The following is a 25556-nucleotide window of genomic DNA, read 5'->3' as shown; positions in this document are numbered from 1 at the left end:
CGCGGAGGGGCGTCACGGGGGCTTCCCCCCGGGTGCCCGGAGCCGTGCCGCCGGTACGCTCGACCGGGTCGCGGCGGCGGCGGGAGCGGACAGGAGGCGCGGATGAGCGGAGCATCGACGGCCCTCGGCGAGGCCTCGCGCGCCTACCTCCGGCTCTGGCGCGGACTGCCCCGGGAGGTGGTCGCGCTGGTGGCCGCGATCCCGGTCGCGCTCCTCGGCGCCTTCTGCGCCGGCGTCGCGCTGGCCGTCGCGCTCGGGCTCGTCGGAGTCCTGATCGGCCTGGTGTTCCTGCCCGCCGCCCTCTACACGGCGCGCTTCTTCTCGCGGGCCGCCGTCGGCCTCGACGTGCTGGCCGGACGGCCCGCCGTCCCCCGGCCGCAGTGGCGGCGACCGCCCTCCGCCGTCACTCCCTCGACCTTCGCCCTCTACGGTCCGGTGATCGACGGGCACTACTGGCTCGCTCTCCTGCACACGCTCGTCGTGGCTCCGGTGCTCGCGCTGCTGTCCGGACTGCTCCTCGCGCTGTGGACCTGGGCGGGCCCGGGCACGGTGGCCGCCGCGCTCACGGGGGCCCCCGGTCCGGCCCGCCTGCTGGCCGAGAGCGGAGCAGCTCTGCTGGGCGCCCCGCAGCCTCCGGCGGGACTGGTCGCCGCGGCGACGGTCGCCACGACCGTCCTCTTCGTCTCGACCCTGCCGTTCGCCACCCGCGGCCTCTCCCTCCTGCACTGGCTGGTCGACCGTCGCCTGCTCGGCCCGTGGGAGTCGGAGGCGCTCCAGCGCGAGGTCGCCGAGCTGAGCGCCTCCCGCGGCGCAGCCGTCGCCGCCGAGGACCGCGCGCTGCGCCGGCTCGAGCGCGACATCCACGACGGCCCGCAGCAGCGCCTGATCCGGGTCCAGATGGACCTGGCCTCGGCCCGCAACCGACTCGCCGCCGACCCGGAGTCCGCCGCCCGCCTGGTCGACGAGGCTCGCGAGCACGTGCGCGCCGCGCTCGACGAGCTGCGCGCCCTCTCCCGCGGAGTGGCGCCGCCGATCCTGCAGGACCGGGGCTTCGAGGCGGCGGTGCACTCGCTCGCCGAGCTCAGCCCCGTGCCGGTCGAGGTCCTCACCGAGCACCCCGTGGCGGACGTCCCGCCCGAGGTCGAGCGCAGCGTCTACTTCGTCGTCGCCGAGCTGCTCGCCAACGTCTCCAAGCACTCCGGTGCCCGATCGGTGCGGGTGCATCTCGACACCCGCGACTCCGGCACTCCGGGGGAGCGCTGGCTCGACGCCTGGGTGGTCGACGACGGAGTCGGCGGGGCGTCGCCGGTCGCCGGTCACGGTCTCGAGGGGGTGGGCGGGCGCGTCCGGGGCCTGCGCGGGATCCTGAGCGTGGAGTCGCCGGTCGGCGGGCCGACCACGGTCGGGGTGCACGTCCCCTACCGCCCGGCCGCCCTATCCTGAGGGCGTGCCCGTGATCCGCGTCGCCATCGCCGAGGACTCGGTCCTCCTGCGCGAGGGCCTGGTCCGCCTCTTCGAGGACGCGGGGTTCGCCTCCGTCGGCGCCTTCGGGGACGCGGACGCCCTGCTCGCCGATCTGGCGCGGGACCCGGCCGGCGTCGACGTCGCCGTGCTCGACGTCCGGATGCCGCCGACCTTCCGCGACGAGGGCGTCCGCGGGGCGCTGGAGATCCGCCGGCGCTACCCGCAGGTGTCGGTCCTGCTGCTCAGCCAGTACGTCGAGGTCACCTACGCGCAGGAGCTGCTCGGCTCCGGCGACGGCGGACTCGGCTACCTCCTGAAGGACCGGGTCGCCTCCGTGGAGGAGCTGCGCGACGCCGTCGAGCGCGTCGCGGCGGGCGGAACCGTCCTCGACCCGCAGGTCGTCGCCTCGCTCCTGCAGCGCAACCGCGACCCGCTCGCCTCGCTGACCCCGCGGGAGCGGGAGGTGCTGGAGCAGATGGCCCAGGGGCGCACGAACGCGGGCATCGCCTCTGCTCTCTTCGTCGGCGTGGGCGCCGTGGAGAAGAACGTGACCGCGATCTTCCAGAAGCTCGGGCTCGAGGACTCGGGCTCCGACCACCGGCGGGTGCTGGCGGTCCTCGCCTTCCTGCGCGCCGGGCGCTGACCACCGGAGAAGAGGAGAACCCGATGCCGTCGAGTCCTGCGGAGGGCGCCCGCGTCCTCGCCCTGACCGGGGGACGCGCCCCGGAGATCGCCGACACCGCGTGGGTCGCTCCGGGCGCCACCGTGATCGGCTCCGTGCGCCTGGGGGAGCGGGCGAGCGTCTGGTACGGCGCCGTCCTGCGCGCCGAGCACGCGCGGATCGAGCTCGGCGCCGGCAGCAACCTCCAGGACGGCGTCGTCGTCCACGTCGACGCCGACTACGACGCGGTCATCGGCGCCGGAGTCTCGGTCGGGCACAACGCCGTGCTGCACGGCTGCACCCTCGAGGACGACGTGCTGGTCGGCATGAGCGCGACCGTCCTGAACGGGGCCGTCGTCGGCACCGGCTCGCTGATCGCCGCGGGCGCCGTCGTCCTCGAGGGGACGGTCGTCCCGCCGAGCTCGCTGGTGGCGGGCGTCCCCGGGAGGGTCCGGCGGGAGCTGACGGAGGAGGAGCGCGAGGGCATCCGCCGGAACGCCGCCTCGTACCTCGCCCTGACGGAGGAGCACCGCGGCGCGGTCGGCTGAGCACGCCCGGAACGACGAAGAGCCCCGGACATCCGGGGCTCTTCGAGAGGAGAGGGGCTGACGAGAATCGAACTCGCATCATCTGTTTGGAAGACAGAGGCTTTACCACTAAGCTACAGCCCCGAATCGCTGGTCTGACGACCGCGAACCGGTGCGACCGGGTCTCTCGACCGGGCACCAGGACAGCGTAGTACATCGCGCGAGCACCGTGGACACCCCGGTCGTCCTCCGCCGCGCGGTTCCGGTCGCCGCTGCCGCGGTGCAGTACACTTGCGAAGGCCATTTCGGCGTGTCGCGCAAGCGCACGTGCGGGGACGGCTCGACGAGAGTCTCACGCACGGTGCCCAGGCCCGCGCATCCGGGGCGTAGCTCAGCTTGGCTAGAGCGCCCGCTTTGGGAGCGGGAGGTCGCAGGTTCGAATCCTGTCGCCCCGACCACGAGTACTCATCGTGACGACATCGACCCGTGACGACCGTCATCCGGCGCCGACACCAACCAGCACAGGAGATCCCCTCACGTGAAGACCACGGTAGAACAGCTGAGCCCGACCCGCGTGAAGCTCGCGATTTCGGTCACCCCGGACGAGCTCGGCCCCAGCATCACGCACGCCTACGGCCACATCGCCGAGCAGATCAACGTCCCCGGCTTCCGCAAGGGCAAGGTCCCGCCCGCCATCGTCGACCAGCGCGTCGGCAAGGCCGCGGTGCTCGAGCACGCGGTCAACGAGGGCCTCGACGGCTTCTACCGCGAGGCCGTCCGCGAGACCGAGGTCCGCCCCCTGGGCCGCCCGCAGGCCGACATCGTCGCCTGGCCGAGCGACAAGGACTTCACCGGCGACCTCGAGCTCGCCATCGAGGTCGACGTGCGCCCCGAGATCACCGTCCCGGACTACGACGGCATCGAGCTCACCGTCGAGGCGGCCGAGGTCACCGACGCCGACGTCGACGCCGAGCTGGACAAGCTCCGCAGCCGCTTCGGCACCCTGGTCACCGTGGACCGCCCGGCGAAGACCGGCGACTTCGCGCAGATCGACCTGGTCGCCTCCATCGACGGCGTCGAGGTCGACACCGCCAACGCCATCTCGTACGAGCTCGGCTCGGGCGAGCTGATCGAGGGCATCGACGAGGCGCTCGACTCGCTCACCGCGGGCGAGAGCACCACGTTCACCGCTCCGCTGCTCGGCGGTGACCACGCCGGCGAGCAGGCCGAGATCGCCGTCGCGCTCACCGCCGTCAAGGAGCGCGAGCTCCCCGAGGCCGACGACGACTTCGCGCAGATCGCCAGCGAGTTCGACACCATCGCCGAGCTGCGCGAGTCGCTCAAGGAGCAGGCCGCTCAGCAGAAGACCTTCGGCCAGGGCGGCGAGGCCCGCGAGAAGCTCGTCGAGGCGCTGCTCGCCCTCGTCGAGGTCCCCGTGCCCGCCGGTCTCGTCGAGGACGAGGTGCACCGCCACCTCGAGGGCGAGAACCGCCTCGAGGACGACGAGCACCGCGCCGAGGTCAAGGAGGCCAGCGAGAAGACCTTCAAGACGCAGATCCTCCTCGACCACGTCGTCGAGCAGGAGAAGGTCCAGGTCAGCCAGGACGAGCTCACGCAGTACCTCATCCAGGGTGCGGCGCAGTACGGCATGGAGCCGAACGAGTTCATCAAGATCCTGTCCGAGAACAACCAGATCGGCCAGATGGTCGGCGAGGTCGCCCGCAACAAGGCGCTCGCGATCGTCCTCGGCAAGGCGAAGGTCACCGACACCGAGGGCAACGCCGTCGACCTGACCGCGTTCACCGCGGTCCCCGGTGACGACGAGGCCGTCGAGGCCTCCGACGAGGCCGTCGCCTCGGACGAGACCGAGGTCGTGGAGGAGGCTCAGGCCGCCGCCGACGCCGAGGTCCCCGCGGAGCCCGTCGCCGAGGAGCCCGCTGCCGAGGAGGAGCCCGCCCCGGCCCCCAAGAAGAAGCGCGCGCCGGCCAAGAAGAAGGCCGCCGCTCCCGCCGAGGAGACCCCGGCCGCGGAGTAGTCGCCGCGAGCACGTCAGGAGCCGCCCCCCGATCCGTCGGAGGGCGGCTCCTCTCGTTGGGGGGGCTCCGGTCCGCCCCGGGCGAACACGGGCGACTCCCGCTCCGCCCCGGGCGAACACGGCCGGATCGGGTTGGCGGCGTCCGATAGATTCGCCTCCGAAGCGACAACTGAAACGGAGCAATACATGGCCGACATGGTTATGCCCAACAGTGTTTTCGACCGCCTGCTCAAGGACCGGATCATCTGGCTCGGTTCCGAGGTGCGCGACGAGAACGCGAACGAGATCGCCGCGAAGCTCCTGCTCCTGGCAGCCGAGGACTCCGAGCGGGACATCTACCTCTACATCAACTCGCCCGGCGGCTCCATCACCGCGGGCATGGCGATCTACGACACGATGCAGTTCGTCCCGAACGACATCGTGACCGTGGGCATCGGGATGGCGGCCTCCATGGGCCAGCTGCTCCTCACCGCCGGAACCCAGGGCAAGCGCTACATCACCCCGAACGCGCGGGTGCTCCTCCACCAGCCGCACGGCGGCTTCGGCGGCACGGCCTCCGACATCCAGACCCAGGCGCAGCTCATCCTCGACATGAAGAAGCGCCTCGCCGAGATCACCGCCAAGGCGACCGGCAAGACCGTCGAGCAGGTCAACGAGGACGGCGACCGCGACCGCTGGTTCAGCGCCGAGGAGGCCCTGGCCTACGGCTTCGTCGACCACATCCGCTCGTCGGCGACCGACGTGGCCGGCGGTGGCGGAACCGCCATCGACGAGTAGTCCAGCGAACGCGCCGAGAGATCAGGAACAGACAATGACCACACCCACCTTCGGCGGAACGGCGTTCGGCTCCGGAGCCGCACCGTCCTCGCGCTACATCCTCCCCACGTTCGAGGAGCGCACGGCCTACGGCTACAAGCGCCAGGACCCGTACGCCAAGCTCTTCGAGGACCGCATCATCTTCCTCGGAGTCCAGGTCGACGACGCCTCCGCGGACGACATCATGGCCCAGCTCCTCGTGCTCGAGAGCCAGGACCCGGACCGCGACATCGTCATGTACATCAACTCGCCCGGTGGCTCCTTCACCGCGATGACGGCGATCTACGACACGATGCAGTACATCCGCCCGCACATCCAGACGGTCGTGCTCGGCCAGGCCGCCTCGGCCGCCGCCGTGCTCACCGCCGCGGGAACGCCCGGCAAGCGCCTCGCGCTGCCGAACGCGCGCATCCTCATCCACCAGCCCGCCGTGCAGCAGGGCGGGGGCCAGGCCTCGGACATCGAGATCCAGGCCGCCGAGATCATGCGCATGCGCGAGTGGCTCGAGGAGACGCTGTCGCACCACTCGAACCGCTCGATCGAGCAGGTCAAGAAGGACATCGACCGCGACAAGATCCTCGGCGCGAGCGACGCGCTCGAGTACGGGCTGATCGACCAGGTGCTCACCAGCCGCAAGAGCCTCCCGGCTCTCACGGCGTAGGGCGTCCAGGAGGGGCCGGGTGGCGGAGCGATCCGCCGCCCGGCCCCTCTCTGCGTCCTGCGTCGCCGTAGCAAAGCGCCACACGAGGCGCAAGGCACGGCGAATCCGGCCCGCCTGCCGAGCCCTCGCGGCTCAGCGGCTAGGCTCGGAGCAGTGTCAGGGGGCTCGTCCCGCTCGCACCGGCCGGAGCTCCGGGCTCCGTTGCACGACCGACCGACGCACGACAGACGCACGACAAGGAAGTGGGGCATCCCCGTGGCACGTATTGGCGAAAGCGCCGACCTGCTGAAGTGCTCCTTCTGCGGCAAGAGCCAGAAGCAGGTCCAGCAGCTCATCGCGGGACCGGGCGTCTACATCTGCGACGAGTGCGTCGAGCTCTGCAACGAGATCATCGAGGAGCGCCTCTCCGAGTCGAGCGAGGAGACGAGCCACGAGTTCGACCTCCCGAAGCCGAAGGAGATCTTCGGCTTCCTCGAGGAGTACGTGATCGGGCAGGAGCAGGCCAAGAAGGCCCTCGCCGTCGCCGTGTACAACCACTACAAGCGCGTACGCGCCCGCAACACCATCACCGCCGCCGACGCGATCCACGACGAGGTCGAGATCGCCAAGAGCAACATCCTGCTCATCGGCCCCACGGGATGCGGGAAGACCTACCTCGCCCAGACCCTCGCGAAGCGCCTCAACGTGCCCTTCGCCGTCGCGGACGCCACGGCCCTCACCGAGGCGGGCTACGTCGGCGAGGACGTCGAGAACATCCTCCTCAAGCTCATCCAGGCCGCCGACTACGACGTCAAGCGTGCCGAGACCGGCATCATCTACATCGACGAGGTCGACAAGATCGCGCGGAAGGCCGAGAACCCCTCGATCACGCGCGACGTCTCGGGCGAGGGAGTGCAGCAGGCACTGCTCAAGATCCTCGAGGGCACCGTCGCCTCCGTGCCCCCGCAGGGCGGGCGGAAGCACCCGCACCAGGAGTTCATCCAGATCGACACGACGAACGTCCTCTTCATCGTCGCCGGCGCCTTCGCCGGGCTCGAGGACATCATCTCGTCGCGGGCGGGCAAGCGCGGCATCGGCTTCGGCGCCCCGCTGCACAACAAGGAAGACGAGATCAACATCTTCAGCGAGGTCCTCCCGGAGGACCTGCACAAGTTCGGGCTGATCCCCGAGTTCATCGGGCGCCTCCCCGTCGTCACGACGGTCACGCAGCTCGACCAGGTCGCGCTCATGCAGATCCTCACCGAGCCGCGCAACGCGCTCGTGAAGCAGTACCAGCGGATGTTCGAGATCGACGGCGTCGAGCTCGAGTTCGACCGGGGCGCTCTCGAGGCCATCGCGGACCTGGCGGTCCTCCGCCAGACCGGCGCCCGCGGACTGCGCGCGATCCTCGAGGAGGTGCTCGGCCCGATCATGTTCGAGGTGCCCTCCTCGGACGAGGTGGCGCGCGTCGTCGTCACCCGCGCCGCGGTGCTCGACAACGCGGCCCCGACGATCGTGCCCCACGCTCCCCGTCGCCAGGAGAAGAGCGCCTAGTCGCTCCCCGCCCCGCTCTGCCAGTTCACCGCGATTGGCCCGGCGGATCGTCGGGCGAGGCGCTCCCGCTTCCCTAACCTGGCGGAGCGTGCCGACGGCGCGTCCGGTCGCCTCGGTGCCGTCGATCCTCCGGGAGGCTCCGCCATCGTCCAGCCGCTGCTCGCCGGGATCGTCGCCGCCCTGACCGGCTTCTCGAGCTCGTTCGCGATCGTGCTCGCCGGGGTGGTCGCGGTGGGCGCGACGGACGAACAGGCGGCCTCGGGCCTCCTCGCCGTCTGCGTGCTGCAGGGAGTCCTGTGCATCGCGCTGAGCATCCGCTACCGCGTGCCGATGACCTTCGCCTGGAGCACGCCGGGCGCCGCCCTGCTGGCCGCGACCGCGACGCTCCCCGGCGGCTTCGACCGCGCGGTCGGGGCGTTCCTGGTCGCCTCCGCTCTGCTGGTGGTCACCGGGCTGTGGCCGGCGCTCGGGAGGCTCGTCGCGCGCATCCCGCGGCCGCTCGCGAACGCCATGCTCGCGGGCATCCTGTTCCCGCTCGTCCTGGCGCCGGTGCGCGCGGCGGTCGAGATCCCCTCACTCGCGCTGCCGGTGATCCTGCTCTGGCTGCTGCTCCTGCGGCTCCTGCCCCGCTGGGCGGTGCCGGCCGCGATCGCCCTGGCGATCGTGCTGCTGATCGTGACGGACGGCGCGGCACTCGCCGGTGCGCCGCTGCTCCCCGTGCCGCAGTTCGTCGCTCCGGTGTTCGAGATCGGAGCGATGGTCGGGATCGGCCTGCCGCTCTACGTGGTCACCATGGCCGGGCAGAACATCCCGGGCATCGCGGTGCTGACGAGCTTCGGCTTCGCGGCCCACTCGCGTCCCGGGATCGTCTCGACCGGTGCTCTCTCCGGGGTCTCGGCGATCTTCGGCGGCGTGCCGATCAACTACGCCGCGCTCAGCGCCGCGCTGACCGCGGGTCCCGAGGCCTCACCGCGGCCGGAGGAGCGCTGGGTCGCCTCGGTCTCGGCGGGCGCCTCCTACCTCGTGCTGGGCGTGTTCGCCGGAGCGGCCGCCGCGCTGGTGTCCTCCGCGAGCCCGCTGCTGATCGAGGCGGTCGCCGGTCTGGCGCTGCTGGGGGTGTTCGTGTCGGCGGTGCAGGCCGCTGTGGAGGACGCGCGGCTGCGGCTGCCGGCGGCGGCGACGCTCCTGGTCACCGCCTCCGGCACGACCATCGCGGGGATCGGCTCGGCCTTCTGGGGCCTGGTCGTGGGACTCGTCCTCCTCGCCTGGCTCGTCCCCCGGCGCCGCTAGAGGAGGCCGCGGCGCGCGAGCAGCGGCTCGGTCCGCGCATCCCGCCCGCGGAACGCGCGGTACGCGTCGAGCGGATCGCGGGAGCCGCCGAGCTCGAGTACCCCGCGGCGGAAGCGCTCGCCCGCCGAGCGGTCGAGGCCGCCGTTCTCCTCGAACCACTCGACCGTGTCCGCGTCGAGGATCTCGCTCCAGATGTAGGAGTAGTAGCCCGCGGAGTAGCCGCCGGAGAAGACGTGCGCGAAGTACGTGCTGCGGTAGCGGGGCGGCACGGCGGGAAGGAGGAGGCCCGCGCCGTCGAGCACGTCGCGCTCGAAGGCGGCCGCGTCGCGCGGCTCGACCGGGGCCGGCAGGGAGTGCCAGGCGAGGTCGAGCAGGGCGGACGCCAGGTACTCGCTCGTCGCGAAGCCCTCGCCCCATAGCGCGGACGCCTCGAGGCGCTCGACGGTCCCCGCGGGCAGGGCCTCGCCGGTCTCGACGTGGCGGGCGTACTCGGCGAGGAGCCCGGGGCGGCGCACCCACGTCTCGTTCACCTGGCTCGGGAACTCGACGAAGTCCCGGAACACCGCGGTACCGGCGAAGCGCGGGTACCGCGTGCTCGCGAACAGGCCGTGCAGGGCGTGCCCGAACTCGTGGAAGAGCGTCTCCACCTCGTCGAGGCTGAGAAGGGCGGGCACACCCGGGCCCGGAGCCGACAGGTTCAGGTTGTTCACGACGACGGCGGAGTCGCCGAGCAGCGAGGTGCGGCTGGACAGGGAGTTCATCCACGCCCCGCCGCGCTTCGAGTCGCGGGTGAAGGGATCGAGCAGGAACAGGCCCAGCGGGGTCCCGTCCTCCTCGTGCACCTCGAACACGCGGACGTGCTCGCTGTAGCCGGTCAGGTCGCTCCGCTCCGAGAAGCGGACGCCGTAGAGACCGGTGGCGGCGGCGAACACGCCGTGCCGGAGCACCCGCTCCAGCTCGAAGAAGGGACGCAGTGCGCTGGAGTCGACGGAGTAGCTCTCCGACCGCACGCGCTCCTCGTAGTAGGCGCGATCCCACGCCTCGATCGTGAAGCGCGGCGCTCCGGCGGCGTCCTGCTCGGCGTCGGCGGAGGCCTGCATCCGCTCGAGCTCGATCCTCGCGTTCCGGGCGGCGGGAGCGGCGAGCTCGTGCAGCAGCGACAGGACGCGCTCCGGCGAGCCCGCGGTCTGGCCCGAGATCACGAACTCGGCGTGCGAGGCCGCGCCCAGCAGAGCTGCGCGCTCGGCCCGCAGCGCGACGATCTGCTGCAGGGTCGCGGTGGTGTCGTGCGGCCCGCCTTCCGCACCGCGGCCGACAGAGGCGCGCAGGACGCGCTCGCGGACGCCGCGGTCGCGCAGACGCGCGAGCCAGGGGTGGCCGGAGTAGAGGGGCAGGGTGATCAGCCAGCCGTCGACACCGCGGTCGGCGGCGGCGCGCGCGGCGGCCGAGACGTCGGACTCGTCGAGCCCGTCGAGGCCGGCGACGTCCTCGAGGAGGACAGCCCGGTCGTTCGACTCGGCGAGCAGGTCCTTCTCGAAACGCGTGGTCAGGGTCGAGAGCTGCTCGTTCAGCTCGCCGAGCCGTGCCTTCCCCACGTCGTCGAGGAGCGCACCGGAGCGCTCGAACCCGGTGATCCTCCGCTCGAGGAGGTAGGCCGTCTCGGCGTCGAGGTCGAGCTCCGACGACTGCTCGGCGAGGGTGCGGAGCCGGGCGAACAGGCGCGGGTCGAGGCTGATCGCATCGCTGTGGGCCGAGAGCAGCGGAGCGAGCTCGGCCTCCAGAGCGTCGGTGAGCGGAGTGCGGTCGGAGGCGGCGACGGTGAAGAAGACGGCGCTCACCCGGCGCAGCTCGCGCCCCGCCCGCTCGAGGGCGACGAGGGTGTTCTCGACGGTCGGCGGCTCGGAGGCGCCGGCGATCGCGTCGATCTCGGCGCGGTGCCGGCGGAGGGCCTCGAGGAACGCCGGGCGGTAGGCCTCGGGGTCGACGGCGGCGAAGTCGGGGAGCCCGTGGGGGAGTCCGCTGGGCTCGAGCAGGACGGCGACGGGATCGGGTGCGCTCATCCTGCGAGCCTAGAGCGCGAGCGGGGGAGCGGGCTCCGACTCAGGATCGCAGGACGCGCGCGCTCACCGGACTCGACGACCGCGCCGCGAAGGGGCGTCAGCCCCAGTCGTCGTCGTCCTCGCCCTCCACGCGGCCCTGCGGCTGCGTGATGTAGGCAGCGTCCTCGTCAGGACGGTAGGTGATCGTCGTGCCGTCGTCGAGTTCGAGGACGGGCCTGCCCTCGAGCCAGGTGAGCGTCCAGCGCCAGTCGGCGGTCGCCGTGCCGGCCGCGGTGAGCTCGCCCTCGACGTCGCCGATGGCGGTGACGACGATCTCGGGGAGGGTCTGCGGCGGCACCTGGCCGACCGACCAGCGGGTTCCGAGCTGCATGGGAGGGGTCCTCTCGACGGTGGGGAGGGAGGCGGGACCATTCCCGCCTCCCGGGAGCGGCGCTACGCCTCGGTCTCGAGCTCGATGCCGACCGCGAGGGCGTCGCCCTCGGCGAAGTCGAGCGTCGCGATCCTGCCGACGGCCGCGAGGTCTCCCGCGGCGAGTCGGAGAGACGCGACGAGCTCGGCGGGCGCCGTCACCAGGGCGGAGCGGGCCGGCGTCTTCTGCGAGGCCTTCGCATCGGTCTTCGCGCGCCGGATGGCCGTGAGGACCGAGCTCGCCGCGGCCAGGACGGCGGGGTCGCCGCCCAGGCCCTCGACGGCCGGCCAGGGGCGCAGGTGCACCGAGTCGTCGTGCGACCACGACCAGGTCTCCTCCGTCGCGAACGGCAGGAACGGCGCGAACAGGCGCTGGAGGACGTCGAGCGCCCGGTGCAGGGCGGCGGCGGCGGACGCGCCGTCCTCGCTGTACGCGCGCTCCTTCACCAGCTCCAGGTAGTCGTCGCAGAACGTCCAGAAGAACGCCTCCGTCGTCTCGAGGGCGCGGGCGTGGTCGTAGTTCTCGAGCGCCGTCGTCGCGTCGGCGACCACGGTGTCGAGGGTGGCCAGCATGCTGAGGTCGAGAGGGTCGGTGACCTCGGCGCCCTCGGCGAGAGGGAAGCCGTGGATGAACTTCGCCGCGTTGAGGATCTTGATCGCCAGTCGGCGGCCGATCTTGATCTGCGTCGGGTTCTGCGGGTCGAAGGCCGCGTCGGTGCCCAGGCGCGAGGAGGCGGCCCAGTAGCGGACCGCGTCCGAGCCGTGCTGCTCGAGCATCGCGGCGGGAGTGACCACGTTGCCCTTCGACTTCGACATCTTCTTACGGTCGGGGTCGACGATGAAGCCGGACACGGTCGCCGTGCTCCACGGGGCGCGGCCGTCCTCGAGCTGCGAGCGCAGGAGGGTCGAGAAGAGCCAGGTGCGGATGATGTCCTGGCCCTGCGGGCGCAGGTCGTAGGGAGCGACCAGCTGCCAGAGCTCGTCGTCCCGCTCCCAGCCGCCCGCGAGCTGCGGGGTCAGCGAGGAGGTCGCCCAGGTGTCCATCACGTCGAGCTCGCCCTGGAAGCCGCCCGCCGCTCCGCGCTGGTCCTCCGTGTAGCCGGGGGCCGGGTCGCTGGAGGGATCCACCGGCAGCGCCGCCTCGTCCGGCACGATCGGGGAGTCGAAGACGGGGTTGCCGTCGCCGTCGAGCGGGTACCACACCGGGATCGGCACGCCGAAGAAGCGCTGGCGCGAGATCAGCCAGTCGCCGGAGAGGCCGTTCACCCAGTTCTCGTAGCGGACGCGCATGAACTCCGGCACGAAGCGCACGTCGCGGCCGAGCTCCAGCAGGCGCTCCTTGAGCACCGCGTCGCGAGCGCCGTTGCCGATGTACCACTGGCGGGTCGACACGATCTCGAGCGGCTTGTCGCCCTTCTCGAAGAACTTGACCTGGTGGGTGATGGGGCGCGGGTCGCCGACCATCTCGCCGGACTCCTTCAGCAGCGCCACGACGGCCTGCTTCGCGGAGAAGACGGTCTTGCCGGCGAGCTGCTCGTACGCGGCGCGGCCCCCGTCGCTCGTGATCGCGGCGGGCGCCTCCGAGATCAGGCGGCCGTCGAAGCCGATGATCGCGCGGTTGGGCAGGTCGAGCTCGCGCCACCAGACCACGTCCGTGATGTCGCCGAAGGTGCAGATCATCGCGATGCCCGAGCCCTTGTCCTTCTGCGCGAGGTGGTGCGCGAGCACCGGGACCTCGACGTCGAAGAGCGGCGTGCGGACGGTGGTGCCGAACAGCGGCTGGTAACGCTCGTCGTCGGGGTGCGCGACGAGGGCGACGCAGGCCGGCAGCAGCTCGGGACGGGTCGTCTCGATGAAGACGTCCTCGCCGCCCTCGCGGTGGAAGCCGAGGCGGTGGTAGGCGCCGGGCTGGTCCTTGTCCTCGAGCTCCGCCTGGGCGACGGCGGTCCGGAAGGTGATGTCCCAGAGCGTCGGGGCCTGCGCCTGGTAGGCCTCGCCTCGGGCGAGGTTGCGGAGGAAGGCGCGCTGCGAGGCGGCCTGCGACTCGTCGCCGATGGTCCGGTAGCTCTGCGACCAGTCGACGGACAGGCCGAGGGCCCGCCAGACGTCCTCGAACTGCTTCTCGTCCTCGACGGTGAGGCGCTCGCACAGCTCGACGAAGTTGCGGCGCGAGATCGGCTTCTGGTCGGCGGCCTTGCTGCTCTTGTTGTCGCCGCCCTCGAACGGAGGCGTGAAGCCGGGCTCGTAGGGGAGCGTCGGGTCGCAGCGCACACCGTAGTAGTTCTGCACGCGGCGCTCGGTGGGCAGGCCGTTGTCGTCCCAGCCCATCGGGTAGAAGACGCTCTTGCCGCGCATCCGCTGGAACCGCGCGACGACGTCGGTGTGCGTGTAGGAGAAGACGTGCCCGATGTGCAGCGACCCGGACGCGGTGGGCGGCGGGGTGTCGATCGAGTAGACGTCGGCGCGGGTGAGGCCGGTGCGGTCGAACCGGTAGGTCCCGTCGATCTGCCAGCGGAGGCCCCACGTGCCCTCCAGGCCCTCGAGGGCGGGCTTCGCGGGGAGGCGGTCGGCGAGGGTCATGATGCTCCGGTTCGCTATGGGCGGCACCGTGTCGGTGGTGATGGTGCCTGGATGGGGGCTCCGGGGCGAGTCGCCCGCCGGCCGCGACGATTCTACCGGAGCGGCGGGAGCCGGGTCAGTCGACGACGGGGGTGAAGCCGGCGCGGACGGGCGCGAGCGCCTCGTCGAGATAGGGCACGAGCTCGCCGCGGGTGGGGCCCGCCGCGGCCCACGCCTGCACGGCCGCCACCGCGGCTCCGACGCTCGCGTAGGCGATGGCGCGCGAGAGGTGCGAGGGCAGCGGGCGCGCGCTCCGCTCCTCCACGAAGCGGGCGATCACGGCCGCCTGCCGGGCGAGGCGGCCGAGGGCCGACGCCTGCAGCTCGTGGACGCTGCCGATCATCTCGGACTGGGTGAGCACCCACGGCACCGTCGCGGGTCCGAAGCCGGAGCCGATCGCGAGCAGCGCGTCGCCGAGCGCGTCCATCACCGGCGCCTCTGCCGCCGTCTCGGCCAGCGCCTCCGGGAGCTCGGCCAGCCGGTCGTCGACCAGCACCCAGAAGACGTCGCTCTTGGACTCGAAGTAGTTGAAGAAGGTGTTGCGCGAGACCCCCGCCCGCTGGGCGATCTGCTCGATCGTCGTGCCCGCGTAGCTCTGCTCGACGAAGAGGTCCAGTGCGGCGTCCTCGAGCATGGAGCGCGACGACGCGCGGGGTCGTCCGCGCTGCACTCCTCGCACCATGAACCGCTCCTGCTCCGCTTCCCCCGACGCGCTAGGATAGCGCCGGACGACTTCGACCCGGCCATCACCGGTGAGTCTCCGGAAGAACGGCGCCGGCTCCGGCCTGCGCCCAGTAGACCCGGACGGGTGCGGCCCGTGACAGCCGATCGAGTGGGAACGCGTCAGCGGGCACTCCTCCGGGAGCGACCGGCCGACCGGTCCAAGCGAGGTGGTACCGCGACCCGGCCCGGGGTCTGAGATCCGGGCGGGCCGTCCTCGTGCAGACCAGCAGCACTGCCAGGAGACCGCACGTGACCTACCCCCTTACCCCGCCCACCCCGCACGGAGCCGAGCCCGCCGAGGGCTCCGCGTTCGGCCGGGGCGTGTCCCCGTCGCCGCGCTTCCCCGAGATCGAGGAGCGCGTGCTCGCGTACTGGAAGGCGGACGACACCTTCCAGGAGTCGATCCGGCAGCGCGAGGGAGCGCCGGAGTGGGTCTTCTACGACGGCCCGCCGTTCGCCAACGGCCTGCCGCACTACGGGCACCTCCTCACCGGCTACGCCAAGGACGTCTTCCCCCGCTTCGAGACCATGCGCGGACGGCAGGTGCACCGCCGCTTCGGCTGGGACACCCACGGCCTGCCCGCCGAGCTCGAGGCGGAGCGGCAGCTCGGCATCACCGACAAGTCCCAGATCGAGGAGATGGGCGTCGCGGCCTTCAACGCCGCCGCGAAGGAGTCGGTGCTGCGCTACACCGGGGAGTGGCAGGACTACGTCACCCGCCAGGCGCGCTGGGTCGACTTCGACGACGACTACAAGACGCTCGACCCCACCTTCATGGAGTCGGTGATCTGGGCGTTCAAGCAGCTCTACGACAAGGGCCTCGCCTACGAGGGCCACCGCGTGCTGCCGTACTGCTGGCGCGACCAGACGCCGCTCTCGAACCACGAGCTGCGGATGGACGACGACGTCTACAAGATGCGCCAGGACCAGACGGTCACCGTCACCTTCCCGCTGGTCGGCGAGACGGCGGAGGCGCTCCAGCTGACGGCGGTCCGCGCTCTCGCGTGGACGACGACGCCGTGGACGCTGCCGACGAACCTCGCGCTCGCCGTCGGGCCCGACATCGAGTACGCGGTCGTCCCCGCCGGCCCGAACGGCGCGGCCGACGGCAGGGGCGAGCCCGAGGAGCGCGAGCTCTCGGCCGAGTACCTGCTCGCCATCGACCAGGTCGGCGCCTACGCGAAGGACCTCGGCTATCCGGACGCGGAGTCGGCCCTGGCCGCCGTCTCGCGCACCCACCGGGGCTCCGAGCTCGAGGGGATCAGCTACGACCGCCTCTGGGACCACTACGCGGACACCGAGGCCTGGGGCACGCAGAACGCGTGGCGCATCCTCGTCGCCGACTACGTGACCACCAGCGAGGGCACCGGCATCGTGCACCAGGCGCCCGCCTACGGCGAGGACGACCAGAAGGTCTGCGAGGCGGCGGGCATCCCCGTCATCATCTCGGTCGACGACGGCGGCCGCTTCCTGCCGCAGATCAGCGAGGTCGCCGGCCTCCAGGTCTTCGACGCGAACAAGCCCCTCACGCAGCTCCTGCGCGCGGGCCACCGGCTGCTCCGCCAGGCGAGCTACGAGCACTCGTACCCGCACTGCTGGCGCTGCCGCAATCCGCTGATCTACAAGGCGGTCTCGAGCTGGTTCGTCCGCGTCACCGCGATCCGCGACCGCATGGAGGAGCTCAACCAGGAGATCACCTGGGTCCCCGAGAACGTCAAGGACGGCCAGTTCGGCAAGTGGCTCTCGGGCGCGCGCGACTGGTCCATCAGCCGCAACCGCTACTTCGGCTCGCCGATCCCGGTGTGGAAGAGCGACGACCCGGAGTACCCGCGGATCGACGTCTACGGCTCGCTGGACGAGCTGGAGCGCGACTTCGGCGTGCGCCCGGACGACCTGCACCGGCCGTTCATCGACGAGCTGACCCGCCCGAACCCCGACGACCCGACCGGGCGCTCGACGATGCGCCGGATCAGCGACGTCCTCGACGTCTGGTTCGACTCCGGATCGATGCCCTTCGCCCAGGTGCACTACCCGTTCGAGAACGCGGACTGGTTCGACACCCACAACCCGGCGGACTTCATCGTCGAGTACATCGGGCAGACGCGCGGCTGGTTCTACACGCTGCACGTGCTCTCCACCGCGCTCTTCGACCGCCCGGCGTTCCGCAACGTGGTCAGCCACGGCATCGTGCTGGGCAATGACGGGCAGAAGATGTCCAAGTCGCTGCGCAACTACCCGGACGTGGCCGAGGTCTTCGACCGCGACGGCTCCGACGCCATGCGCTGGTTCCTGATGTCGAGCCCGGTCCTCCGGGGCGGCAACCTCGTCGTGACGGAGGAGGGCATCCGCGAGGGCGTCCGCCAGGTACTGCTGCCGCTGTGGAGCACCTGGTACTTCTTCTCCCTCTACGCGAACGCCTCGGCGGGCGGCGGCTACGAGGCGACCAGGCGCACCGGCTCCGAGGACGTCCTCGACCGCTACCTGCTGGCCAAGACCCGCGATCTGGTCGAGACAGTGACCGGCCGGCTCGAGGCGCTGGACTCCACGCTCGCGGCCGCCGCGCTCCGCGACTTCAGCGACGTGCTCACGAACTGGTACGTGCGCCGCTCCCGCGACCGCTTCTGGCAGGGCGTCGACGAGGACGGCCGCGGATCGGAGGCGTTCGACACGCTCTACACGGTCCTCGAGACCGTGTGCCGCGTCGCCGCCCCGCTCCTGCCTCTCGTCACGGAGCAGATCTGGCAGGGCCTGACCGGCGGCCGCAGCGTCCACCTCACCGACTGGCCGGAGGCGGACGAGTTCCCCGCCGACCCGGCGCTCGTGCACGCGATGGACGCGGTCCGCGGCATCTCGTCCACCGCGCTCTCCCTCCGCAAGCAGGCCGGGCTCCGCGTCCGCCTGCCGCTCGCGCGCCTGACCGTGGTGGTCGCCGACGCCGCCGAGCTCGCGCCGTTCGAGGCGATCCTCCGCGACGAGCTGAACGTGAAGGAGGTGTCGCTGGTGCCGCTGGTCGACTCCAGCGCCGCCGACTACGGCGTCACCTCCCGTCTCGCGGTCAACGCGCGCGCCGCCGGGCCCCGGCTCGGCAAGGGCGTGCAGACCGTGATCAGGGCCGCCAAGGCCGGCGACTGGAGCGAGACGGACGGCGTCGTCACCGCCGGCGGCGTCGAGCTGGTCGAGGGCGAGTACGAGCTCACGCTCGAGGTCGGCGGCTCGGCCGGTGACGACCGCGCCATCGCCCTGCTCCCGCGCGGGGGCTTCGTGCTCCTCGACACGGCGACCACCCCCGAGCTCGAAGCGGAGGGGCTCGCCCGCGACCTCATCCGCGCGGTGCAGGACGCCCGCAAGGCGGCCGGGTTCGAGGTCAGCGACCGGATCGTCCTGGAGGTCGTGCTCGATGAGCCGAGCCTGCAGGCGCTCGAGCCGCACGCGCTCTGGATCGCGGAGGAGACCCTCGCGACCGGATGCGCGTTCACTCCGCTCACCACGGCTCTCGAGGGCGGCGAGGGCGCGATCGCCGTCGGCCCCGCGGGCACCGCCATCATCCGCGTCGAGAAGGTCGAGGCCGCCGATGTCTGATCCGTTCGAGCCGGACGACGCCGACCGCGCGGCCGCCGACGCCGTCTACGCCGCGCTGCTGGAGCGCCTGGGCGAGTCGAGCGTCCGCCCGCGCCTCGCTCCGACCCGGCGCGCCGTCGAGATCCTCGGCGACCCGCAGCGCGCCTACCCGGTGATCCAGATCGCCGGAACCAACGGCAAGACCTCGACCAGCCGGATGATCGAGAGCCTGCTGCGCGCCCACGGGCTGCGGGTGGGCCTGTTCACCAGTCCGCACCTCGAGCGCTTCAACGAGCGCATCGTCATCGACGGAGAGCCGATCTCGGACCGGAGCCTCGCCGACAACTGGCAGGACGTCGAGCCGTACCTGCGGATGACCGACGCCGAGCTGGCCGAGCAGGGCGAGGCGCCGCTGTCCTTCTTCGAGGCGATCACCGTCCTGGCCTACGCGGCCTTCGCCGACGCGCCGGTCGACGTGGCCGTCGTCGAGGTGGGGATGGGCGGCGAGTGGGACTCGACGAACGTCGCCGACGCGCAGGTCGCCGTCTTCACGCCGATCGCCCTCGACCACACCGACCGCCTCGGCTCGACGATCGAGGAGATCGCGCGCACCAAGTCGGGCATCGTCAAGCCGCTCGCCTCGGTGGTCTCCGCGAGGCAGGTCCCGGAGGCGGAGGCGGTGCTGCGGCACGCGGCCGAGGCCACCGAGTCGACGATCGTCGTCGAGGGGGCGGAGTTCGACGTCGAGTCGACGACCGTCGCCGTCGGCGGCCAGGTCGTCACCGTCCGGGGACTCGTCACCACGTACGAGCAGCTGCTGCTGCCGTTCTTCGGCGACCACCAGGCCGAGAACGCCGCCGTGGCCGTCGCCGCGGTCGAGACGTTCCTGGGAGGCGGGACGCAGGAGCTCACCGGCGACGTCCTCGACGAGGGCTTCGCCGCCGCGACCTCCCCGGGCCGCCTGCAGCTCGTCGGACTCGCTCCGCGCACCGTCGTCGACGCGGCGCACAACCCGCACGGTGCCGCGTCCCTCGCCGCCGCTCTCGGCCGCTACTTCGACTTCGACCGCGTGACGGCCGTCCTCGGCGTGCTGGCCGAGAAGGACGCCGAGGGGATCCTCCGGGAGCTCCGCCCCGTGGTGGACGAGCTGATCGTGACCACGGCGCCGAGCGATCGGGCGATGCCCGCCGAGGAGCTCGCCGCGCTCGCCCGCACCGTGTTCCCGGAGGAGGCGGTCCGCGTCGCCGACGACCCGCTGGGTGCTCTCACGGCCGGTCGCGTCCTCGCGGCGCGCACCGACAAGGGCGCCCTGCTGGTCACGGGCTCGATCACCCTCGTCGGCCGCACGATCACCGCGGCCCGCGACGAGAACTGGCTGGGCGCGTGAGGGCCGGGCGCCCGCGGCGCTCGCGGACCGTCCGGGAGAGCCTCGGCTCGATCGTGCTCGGCTTCGAGGCGGTCATCGTCTTCCTCGCCACCCTGGTGGCCTTCGGGCTGAAGGCGGCCGACCCCGTGATCGTGCTGGTCGGGGGAGCGGTGGTCTGCCTCGCGCTCGTCGCCACTCTGGGCCTGCTGAACCGGCCGGTCGGCTTCCGCATCGGCTGGGTGCTGCAGTTCGTTATCGTGGCCTCGGGCCTGCTGGTCCCGATCATGTACGTGATCGGCGCCGCCTTCGTGGCGCTGTGGACGTACTGCATGGTGACCGGCACCCGCCTCGACGCTCAGACGCGCCGGGCGGCGGAGCCCACCGACCCCACCGAAGGAGACCGCTGAACCATGGCCACTCAGGAGACCCTCGTCCTCGTCAAGCCCGACGGCGTCGCCCGCAACCTCACCGGCGAGATCCTCCGCCGCATCGAGGCGAAGGGCTACTCCCTCGTCGACGTGAAGCTCATCGAGGCCGACCGCGAGCTGCTCGCCGCCCACTACGCCGAGCACGAGGGCAAGCCCTTCTACGAGCCGCTCGTCGAGTTCATGGAGAGCGGCCCGATCGTCGCCCTGCGCATCGCGGGCGACCGTGTGATCGAGGGCTTCCGCGCCCTCGCCGGCACCACCGACCCGACCACGGCCGCTCCCGGCACCATCCGCGGCGACCTCGGCCGCGACTGGGGCCTCAAGGTCCAGCAGAACCTCGTGCACGGGTCCGACTCCGAGGAGTCGGCCGCGCGCGAGCTCGGCCTCTGGTTCGCCTGAGCCGCTCGGCCGCCTGCCTCTGACGACGTCCGTCAGAGGTAGGCGAGCACGTTCAGCCTCACCTGCGCGATCACCGCGATCAGCAGGTAGCAGAGCAGCGTGATGAACGGGACCCAGCCGTAGGCGGCACCGGCGAAGCGGCGCACCCCGGCGGGGACGGGGAACACGCCCTCACGGAGGTTGCGGAGCGTCACCAGCCAGAAGCCCGGGATGACGACGGCCCAGGTGAGCATGCACCAGGGGCAGAGCGTCCCGAGCGCGAAGACGCTCGTCGCGATGAGCCAGCCCACGAACACCAGGGCCAGCAGGAAGCCGACGTTGAAGGCCGCCCAGAACCACCGGTCGAACCGGGCGCCCGCGAGCAGGCCCAGCCCCACCACGATCGGCGCGATCCAGGCAGCCAGGCCGATGAGAGGGTTCGGGAAGCCGAAGACCGCGCCCTGCGCCGAGTTCAGGTTCGCACTGCACTGCACGAGCAGGCTGAAGTCGCAGCCGAGGCCCGCATCGGGGTTCTCGAGAGCGGCGAACTTGTCGTTCGTGAGGGCGAAGGCGGCGGTCCAGCCGATCACGCCGAGGACGATCAGCAGGACGGCGAAGAGGACGGGGCGCTGCTGCATGGGGGCGTCGCGCACCCCGGGATCGCTGGACACCGGGGGATTATGGCACGCGCCGGATCGGCGCCTCTGGGAATGCGTGCGATAATCGGAGCCGTCGGTCCGGGGGACCCCGCATCGACGCGAAGAAGGTTTACCGGGCGAGCACCGGGCCACAGGAGATCGACAGCGTTCCGCGAATGGACGCGCCGGATCTCCGCTCCGCCGGGAGTCGACCGCAGGTCGCACCGCGGAGGAGCGCGTGTCGGATAGTCAGTTCCGAGAGTGCAGCTGCAACCGGAGTCCCGCGCCACGAGCGCGACGGGACCGGGGGAGCGGAAGGATTCGCGGCGGGCCGAGGCCCCTCGCACGAGAGAAGCATCCGGGAAGACGACGCGGCGGACGACCCGGCCGAGGAGTGCACCAGGAATGGTGGAAGACAACAGTACGAGCGGATCCGATCCGGACCGCGACGGGCCCCGCAGCGGGGCCAGGAAGATCAGCCGCCTCTTCGGTGGCCGCCGGGCGAGCCGGCGGACCGAGTCGAGCGCGCCAGCGACAGGGGAGACGATCATCGACAGCAACGAGACCGACCAGACCGGAGCCGAGGGCACCGAGCTGCCCGAGACCGGGAGCGCCGCGGAGGCGGCCGAGCCGTCGACGTCGACGGGCGCGGTGTTCTTCAACGCCCTCCCGCAGACCCCGGGCGCCGACCAGGAGGAGCCGCGACGGCCCGCACTGCCGAGCCCGTCGCTGCTGTTCCAGGCGCCGGTCCTGCCCGACTACGTCGAGCTGGCTCCGCTGCCTCCCCGCGGTGCGCCGCTGGGCGTCCAGGAGGAGCGCGAGAGCCCGGCCGAGGAGCAGGGCTCCGTCCGCCGCCGCTCGCGCCGCCGCAGCGGCGAGAGCGAGAGGTCCGGCTCCGACGACCCCGAGAACACCGTCGTCCGGGTCCGCCAGCCGCGCGAGCAGCGCGAGGCCCGCGAGCCCGAGCTCATCACCGAGCCGCAGCGCATCAAGGGCTCGACCCGCCTCGAGGCCAAGAAGCAGCGCCGCCGCGACGGCCGCGACGCCGGCCGGCGCCGCACGGTCGTCACCGAGTCCGAGTTCCTCGCCCGCCGGGAGGCCGTCGACCGCGTCATGGTCGTCCGCTCGAAGGAGGACAGCATCCGCATCGGCGTGCTCGAGGACGGCGTCCTCGCCGAGCACTACGTCGCCCGCTCGCAGGAGGCGTCGCTCATCGGCAACGTCTACCTCGGCCGCGTGCAGAACGTCCTCCCGAGCATGGAGGCCGCCTTCGTCGACATCGGACGCGGGCGCAACGCCGTGCTCTACTCCGGCGAGGTCGACTGGGACGCCGCGAACAACGCCGGCGGCCCCCGCCGGATCGAGCTCGCGCTCAAGCCCGGCGACCGGGTCCTCGTCCAGGTCACGAAGGACCCCGTCGGCCACAAGGGCGCCCGTCTCACGAGCCAGATCTCGCTCCCCGGCCGCTACCTCGTCTACGTGCCCAACGGCTCGATGAACGGCATCTCGCGGAAGCTCCCGGACACCGAGCGCGCCCGCCTGAAGAAGATCCTCAAGGAGGTGCTGCCCGAGAACGTGGGCGTCATCGTCCGGACCGCGGCCGAGGGCGCCACGGAGGAGCAGCTGACCGTCGACGTCGAGCGCCTGACCGCGCAGTGGACGGCTCTCAGCGCGAAGGCCGCGACCGGGCAGGCTCCCGCTCTCCTGCACAGCGAGCCGGACCTGCTGATCAAGATCGTCCGCGACGTCTTCAACGAGGACTTCGAGAAGATGGTCATCGCCGGCGACGACGCCCGCGAGACCATCGAGCTCTACCTCAGCCAGGTCGCACCCGATCTGCTCGAGCGCGTCGAGGTCTACACGGGTGAGAAGGACGCGTTCGACGAGTTCCGCATCACGGAGCAGATCGAGAAGGCGCTGGAGCGCAAGGTGTGGCTGCCCAGCGGCGGCTCGCTCGTGATCGACCGCACCGAGGCGATGACGGTGGTCGACGTCAACACCGGCAAGTTCGTCGGCTCGGGCGGGAACCTCGAGGAGACGGTCACGAAGAACAACCTGGAGGCGGCCGAGGAGATCGTCCGCCAGCTGCGCCTGCGCGACATCGGCGGCATCATCGTCGTCGACTTCATCGACATGGTGCTCGAGTCCAACCGCGACCTCGTGCTCCGCCGCCTGGTCGAGTGCCTGAGCCGCGACCGGACGAAGCACCAGGTCGCCGAGGTCACCTCGCTCGGCCTCGTGCAGATGACCCGCAAGAAGCTGGGCCTGGGCCTGCTCGAGACCTTCAGTGAGAACTGCGAGATCTGCGCCGGACGCGGCGTCATCGTCCACCACGACCCCGTGCTCAAGCACCGGTCGACCGCCGCTCCGCAGCAGGAGCAGCGCCGCCGGGGCAAGGGCGGCGAGCAGCAGCCCGCCGCCTCCGGGCGCTCGAACGGCGGGCAGAACGGGCAGGGCGCGCCGGCGACCAAGCCGATCAGCACCCACGCCATCACGGACGACGCGAAGAACGCGCTCGCGCAGATCGCCGCCAGCACCATCCACCCCCAGGCCGTGCGCCAGGCGGCGGAGGAGGCGGCCGCGCTGGTCGAGGACGCCGCCGAGACCGTCGAGGCCATGGCGCCGGAGGAGTCCGCCACGGCACCCGAGGAGCAGCCGTCCGAGCCGAGCCGTCGCGGCGAGCGTCCCGCCCGGGGCGAGCGCCGTCGTCGCAGCCGCGACCGCGAGCCGCGCCAGGAGGCCGCCGAGACGGCGACCGTCGAGTCGGCTCCCGTCGAGACCCCGGTCGAGAAGGAGATCGAGCCGGCCGTTGCCGCGCCGATCCTCGACATCCCGATCGCGCCGGTCACGCCTCCGCGCCGCGTCCGCAGCGAGGTCGCCGAGCACCTGCTCGACTCCGTGCTCGACGCTCTGCCGGCCCCGAAGCAGCCCGGCCAGGGCCGTGCGAAGAGCCGTCGCGTCACGACGGCCGCGCTCACCGGAGTCGCGGTCATCCCCGAGCAGACCCCGCGCCGCGCCGACCAGTAGCGCGACCCGGTGTCAGGAGGGCCCGGTGCCCGGCGAGAGCCGGCGCCGGGCCCTCTCGGCGTCCCGGTCGCGCCCGCGGACGCGGAGCCCGCTCCGCCTCAGCCGCTCGACCAGCTCCCGCGCGCCGACGGGGACCGCGCCCGCGGCGACGAGCTCGTCGATCCGCTCGTCGGGCACGTCGTAGTGGTCCAGGTCGAAGCCGCGCTCGGGCACGCCGAGACGGCGCGCGAAGTCGTGGAGCTCCTCGAGCGAGACGTCGCTCACGAGGTGCGCCCACAGCCGGCCGTGCGCCGGCCAGCGCGCGGCGTCGACGAGGATGGCCATTCCCCGATCGTAGGCGGCGCGCCGTCCGTCCACGCGCCTCCTCCTCGACTATCGTTACGGGGTCGCCGGTCGGGTGGACACGGTTTCGCAGTCGTGTGCGTTTGACCGTGGAGCGCGGATCCCGTACTCTTGACCGTTGGTGTGGCGCGATCCATGTGCTCACGCAGATTTCCGTTGTCGCTCCGCCCCTCACGGGGCGCGGGCCGCGGTGCCGGTTCCCTCGTGTCGTGAGGAGACGGGTACGAACCGGAAGACCGGGGCTCAGCCCCGTCCCTACAAGCCCCGGACGAGGCCTCCGCTCCGTCCAGACGAGAAACAGGTACGAGAAGTGGTTTACGCAGTTGTGCGCGCCGGCGGTCGGCAGGAGAAGGTCGAGGTCGGCACCATCGTGACGATGGACCGCGTCAAGGCCGACGAGAACGGCACCGTGCAGCTTCCTGCCGTGCTGCTCGTCGACGGTGAGTCGATCACCTCGGACGCGGCGACCCTCGCGGGCGTCACCGTCACCGCCGAGGTGCTCGAGGACCTCCGTGGTCCGAAGATCATCATTCAGAAGTTCAAGAACAAGACCGGTTACAAGAAGCGCCAGGGGCACCGTCAGGACCTCACGCGCGTCAAGGTCACTGGCATCAAGTAGTCCTGCAAAGGAATTGAGCTGACCTGCGGAGCGAGCCATCGCCCTGCAGGGCAACAGCACGGGGCTGCGGCCCCCCGGTCTCGAGGAGATGAGAAATGGCACACAAGAAGGGCGCGAGCTCCACTCGCAACGGTCGCGACTCGAACGCGCAGCGTCTCGGCGTCAAGCGCTTCGGCGGCCAGGTCGTGAACGCGGGCGAGATCATCGTCCGCCAGCGCGGCACCCACTTCCACCCCGGCGCGAACGTCGGACGCGGTGGCGACGACACCCTGTTCGCCCTCTCGGCGGGCGCTGTCGAGTTCGGCAGCAAGGGCGGCCGCAAGGTCGTCAACATCGTGGCGGCCGCCCAGTAGGGTCGACCTCCTCGGCCGCACAGGCACAGGACGCAAGGGGCGGGCTTCGG

Annotated in this window: 21 protein-coding genes and 2 tRNA genes; 16 read left to right on the top strand and 7 right to left on the bottom strand. The window is 71.9% G+C overall.

The genetic code is table 11. The features are described from left to right. The first annotated feature begins 102 nt into the window (after positions 1-102). From C5C50_RS07185 to C5C50_RS07175, 3 genes are read left to right on the top strand one after another with little or no spacing between them, the layout of a single operon-like run. Entirely contained in the window at positions 103-1443 is a 1341-nt protein-coding gene (locus C5C50_RS07185) for a histidine kinase (protein WP_181127381.1), read from the top strand. Positions 1444-1447: 4 nt separating this feature from the next. Next, positions 1448-2107 (top strand): response regulator transcription factor, encoded by a 660-nt coding sequence (locus C5C50_RS07180; RefSeq protein WP_104223696.1) that lies wholly within the window; start codon positions 1448-1450, stop codon positions 2105-2107. A 23-nt stretch (positions 2108-2130) separates the two neighbouring features. Beyond that, a complete protein-coding gene (locus C5C50_RS07175; protein WP_104273179.1) occupies positions 2131-2673 on the top strand; it encodes a gamma carbonic anhydrase family protein in 543 nt (180 codons plus the stop codon). Between the two features lie 52 nt (positions 2674-2725). On the opposite strand, the gene C5C50_RS07170 is transcribed toward C5C50_RS07175, so the two are convergent. Then, positions 2726-2796 (bottom strand) — tRNA-Gly (locus C5C50_RS07170). A gap of 236 nt (positions 2797-3032) precedes the next feature. On the opposite strand from C5C50_RS07170, the gene C5C50_RS07165 reads away from it, so the two are divergent. The 6 genes from C5C50_RS07165 to C5C50_RS07140 all read left to right on the top strand — a co-directional run bounded on the left by C5C50_RS07165 (position 3033) and on the right by C5C50_RS07140 (position 8987). Further along, positions 3033-3110: transfer RNA gene (locus tag C5C50_RS07165), tRNA-Pro, on the top strand. A gap of 80 nt (positions 3111-3190) precedes the next feature. Then, the gene (tig, locus tag C5C50_RS07160) at positions 3191-4687 is read left to right on the top strand and encodes a trigger factor (RefSeq protein WP_104232539.1); all 1497 of its coding nucleotides are present in this window, start codon (positions 3191-3193) and stop codon (positions 4685-4687) included. A 186-nt stretch (positions 4688-4873) separates the two neighbouring features. After that, complete coding sequence (locus tag C5C50_RS07155) at positions 4874-5464, top strand: ATP-dependent Clp protease proteolytic subunit (protein ID WP_097165884.1); 591 nt, start codon at positions 4874-4876, stop codon at positions 5462-5464. Positions 5465-5498: 34 nt separating this feature from the next. Continuing rightward, positions 5499-6164, top strand: coding sequence for an ATP-dependent Clp protease proteolytic subunit (locus C5C50_RS07150; RefSeq protein ID WP_068253282.1), 666 nt, complete (start codon positions 5499-5501; stop codon positions 6162-6164). 255 nt (positions 6165-6419) lie between these two features. Next, complete coding sequence (gene clpX, locus C5C50_RS07145; RefSeq protein ID WP_104223693.1) at positions 6420-7697, top strand: ATP-dependent Clp protease ATP-binding subunit ClpX; 1278 nt, start codon at positions 6420-6422, stop codon at positions 7695-7697. Positions 7698-7730: 33 nt separating this feature from the next. Beyond that, complete coding sequence (locus C5C50_RS07140) at positions 7731-8987, top strand: benzoate/H(+) symporter BenE family transporter (protein ID WP_374954498.1); 1257 nt, start codon at positions 7731-7733, stop codon at positions 8985-8987. Here C5C50_RS07140 and C5C50_RS07135 read toward each other — a convergent pair. The 4 genes from C5C50_RS07135 to C5C50_RS07120 form a co-directional block, all read right to left on the bottom strand. Continuing rightward, on the bottom strand, positions 8984-11047 hold the full coding sequence (locus C5C50_RS07135) for a M3 family metallopeptidase (RefSeq protein WP_104273177.1): 2064 nt from the start codon (positions 11045-11047) through the stop codon (positions 8984-8986). The two genes, C5C50_RS07140 and C5C50_RS07135, sit on opposite strands and share 4 nt — an antisense overlap. Before the next feature lie 97 nt (positions 11048-11144). Beyond that, positions 11145-11417, bottom strand: coding sequence for a hypothetical protein (locus tag C5C50_RS07130; RefSeq protein ID WP_104261275.1), 273 nt, complete (start codon positions 11415-11417; stop codon positions 11145-11147). 62 nt (positions 11418-11479) lie between these two features. Further along, entirely contained in the window at positions 11480-14035 is a 2556-nt protein-coding gene (valS, locus tag C5C50_RS07125; protein WP_104261274.1) for a valine--tRNA ligase, read from the bottom strand. A 115-nt stretch (positions 14036-14150) separates the two neighbouring features. Next, entirely contained in the window at positions 14151-14756 is a 606-nt protein-coding gene (locus C5C50_RS07120) for a TetR/AcrR family transcriptional regulator (RefSeq protein ID WP_104223688.1), read from the bottom strand. Between the two features lie 290 nt (positions 14757-15046). On the opposite strand from C5C50_RS07120, the gene ileS reads away from it, so the two are divergent. Genes ileS through ndk form a run of 4 tightly spaced genes read left to right on the top strand, consistent with a single transcriptional unit; the run spans position 15047 to position 20548 of the window. Then, a complete protein-coding gene (ileS, locus tag C5C50_RS07115; RefSeq protein ID WP_104273176.1) occupies positions 15047-18376 on the top strand; it encodes an isoleucine--tRNA ligase in 3330 nt (1109 codons plus the stop codon). Continuing rightward, positions 18369-19742 carry a folylpolyglutamate synthase/dihydrofolate synthase family protein gene (locus tag C5C50_RS07110; protein WP_104273175.1) on the top strand — a complete coding sequence of 458 codons (1374 nt, stop codon included), beginning with the start codon at positions 18369-18371 and terminating at the stop codon, positions 19740-19742. The genes ileS and C5C50_RS07110 overlap by 8 nt, the downstream gene beginning before the upstream one ends. Further along, complete coding sequence (locus tag C5C50_RS07105) at positions 19739-20128, top strand: DUF4233 domain-containing protein (protein WP_258060376.1); 390 nt, start codon at positions 19739-19741, stop codon at positions 20126-20128. Before C5C50_RS07110 ends, C5C50_RS07105 begins: the two co-directional genes overlap by 4 nt. Before the next feature lie 3 nt (positions 20129-20131). Beyond that, positions 20132-20548: a nucleoside-diphosphate kinase gene (ndk, locus tag C5C50_RS07100; RefSeq protein WP_104273174.1), complete on the top strand. Its 417-nt coding sequence runs from the start codon at positions 20132-20134 to the stop codon at positions 20546-20548. Between the two features lie 32 nt (positions 20549-20580). Here ndk and C5C50_RS07095 read toward each other — a convergent pair whose 3' ends face one another. Next, complete coding sequence (locus tag C5C50_RS07095) at positions 20581-21198, bottom strand: vitamin K epoxide reductase family protein (RefSeq protein ID WP_374954497.1); 618 nt, start codon at positions 21196-21198, stop codon at positions 20581-20583. Between the two features lie 372 nt (positions 21199-21570). Here C5C50_RS07095 and C5C50_RS07090 point away from each other — a divergent pair, with 372 nt between their 5' ends. Next, positions 21571-24192 (top strand): Rne/Rng family ribonuclease, encoded by a 2622-nt coding sequence (locus C5C50_RS07090; protein ID WP_104261258.1) that lies wholly within the window; start codon positions 21571-21573, stop codon positions 24190-24192. A gap of 12 nt (positions 24193-24204) precedes the next feature. Here C5C50_RS07090 and C5C50_RS07085 read toward each other — a convergent pair whose 3' ends face one another. Further along, a complete protein-coding gene (locus tag C5C50_RS07085; RefSeq protein WP_104254915.1) occupies positions 24205-24516 on the bottom strand; it encodes a DUF4031 domain-containing protein in 312 nt (103 codons plus the stop codon). A 328-nt stretch (positions 24517-24844) separates the two neighbouring features. Here C5C50_RS07085 and rplU point away from each other — a divergent pair, with 328 nt between their 5' ends. Both rplU and rpmA read left to right on the top strand, forming a co-directional pair. Further along, a complete protein-coding gene (gene rplU, locus C5C50_RS07080) occupies positions 24845-25153 on the top strand; it encodes a 50S ribosomal protein L21 (protein ID WP_104223682.1) in 309 nt (102 codons plus the stop codon). 95 nt (positions 25154-25248) lie between these two features. Further along, on the top strand, positions 25249-25506 hold the full coding sequence (gene rpmA / locus C5C50_RS07075) for a 50S ribosomal protein L27 (protein WP_068209107.1): 258 nt from the start codon (positions 25249-25251) through the stop codon (positions 25504-25506). Positions 25507-25556 lie beyond the last annotated feature (50 nt).

The sequence above is a fragment of the Rathayibacter sp. AY1D9 genome, from assembly GCF_002932395.1.
Lineage (GTDB): Bacteria > Actinomycetota > Actinomycetes > Actinomycetales > Microbacteriaceae > Rathayibacter.
The sequence above is the reverse complement of the archived record's forward strand: the minus strand, read 5'-3'. Positions and strand labels throughout refer to the sequence as shown.

Excerpts from the sequence above, each read along its gene's own strand:
- C5C50_RS07110 (WP_104273175.1), top strand. The coding sequence starts at position 18,369 with ATGTCTGATCCGTTCGAGCCGGACGACGCCGACCGCGCGGCCGCCGAC.
- C5C50_RS07150 (WP_068253282.1), top strand. The coding sequence starts at position 5,499 with ATGACCACACCCACCTTCGGCGGAACGGCGTTCGGCTCCGGAGCCGCA.
- C5C50_RS07185 (WP_181127381.1), top strand. The coding sequence starts at position 103 with ATGAGCGGAGCATCGACGGCCCTCGGCGAGGCCTCGCGCGCCTACCTC.
- C5C50_RS07155 (WP_097165884.1), top strand. The coding sequence starts at position 4,874 with ATGGCCGACATGGTTATGCCCAACAGTGTTTTCGACCGCCTGCTCAAG.
- valS (WP_104261274.1), bottom strand. The coding sequence starts at position 14,035 with ATGACCCTCGCCGACCGCCTCCCCGCGAAGCCCGCCCTCGAGGGCCTG.
- C5C50_RS07130 (WP_104261275.1), bottom strand. The coding sequence starts at position 11,417 with ATGCAGCTCGGAACCCGCTGGTCGGTCGGCCAGGTGCCGCCGCAGACC.
- ndk (WP_104273174.1), top strand. The coding sequence starts at position 20,132 with ATGGCCACTCAGGAGACCCTCGTCCTCGTCAAGCCCGACGGCGTCGCC.
- C5C50_RS07135 (WP_104273177.1), bottom strand. The coding sequence starts at position 11,047 with ATGAGCGCACCCGATCCCGTCGCCGTCCTGCTCGAGCCCAGCGGACTC.
- C5C50_RS07090 (WP_104261258.1), top strand. The coding sequence starts at position 21,571 with ATGGTGGAAGACAACAGTACGAGCGGATCCGATCCGGACCGCGACGGG.
- rpmA (WP_068209107.1), top strand. The coding sequence starts at position 25,249 with ATGGCACACAAGAAGGGCGCGAGCTCCACTCGCAACGGTCGCGACTCG.
- C5C50_RS07085 (WP_104254915.1), bottom strand. The coding sequence starts at position 24,516 with ATGGCCATCCTCGTCGACGCCGCGCGCTGGCCGGCGCACGGCCGGCTG.
- C5C50_RS07175 (WP_104273179.1), top strand. The coding sequence starts at position 2,131 with ATGCCGTCGAGTCCTGCGGAGGGCGCCCGCGTCCTCGCCCTGACCGGG.
- C5C50_RS07120 (WP_104223688.1), bottom strand. The coding sequence starts at position 14,756 with ATGGTGCGAGGAGTGCAGCGCGGACGACCCCGCGCGTCGTCGCGCTCC.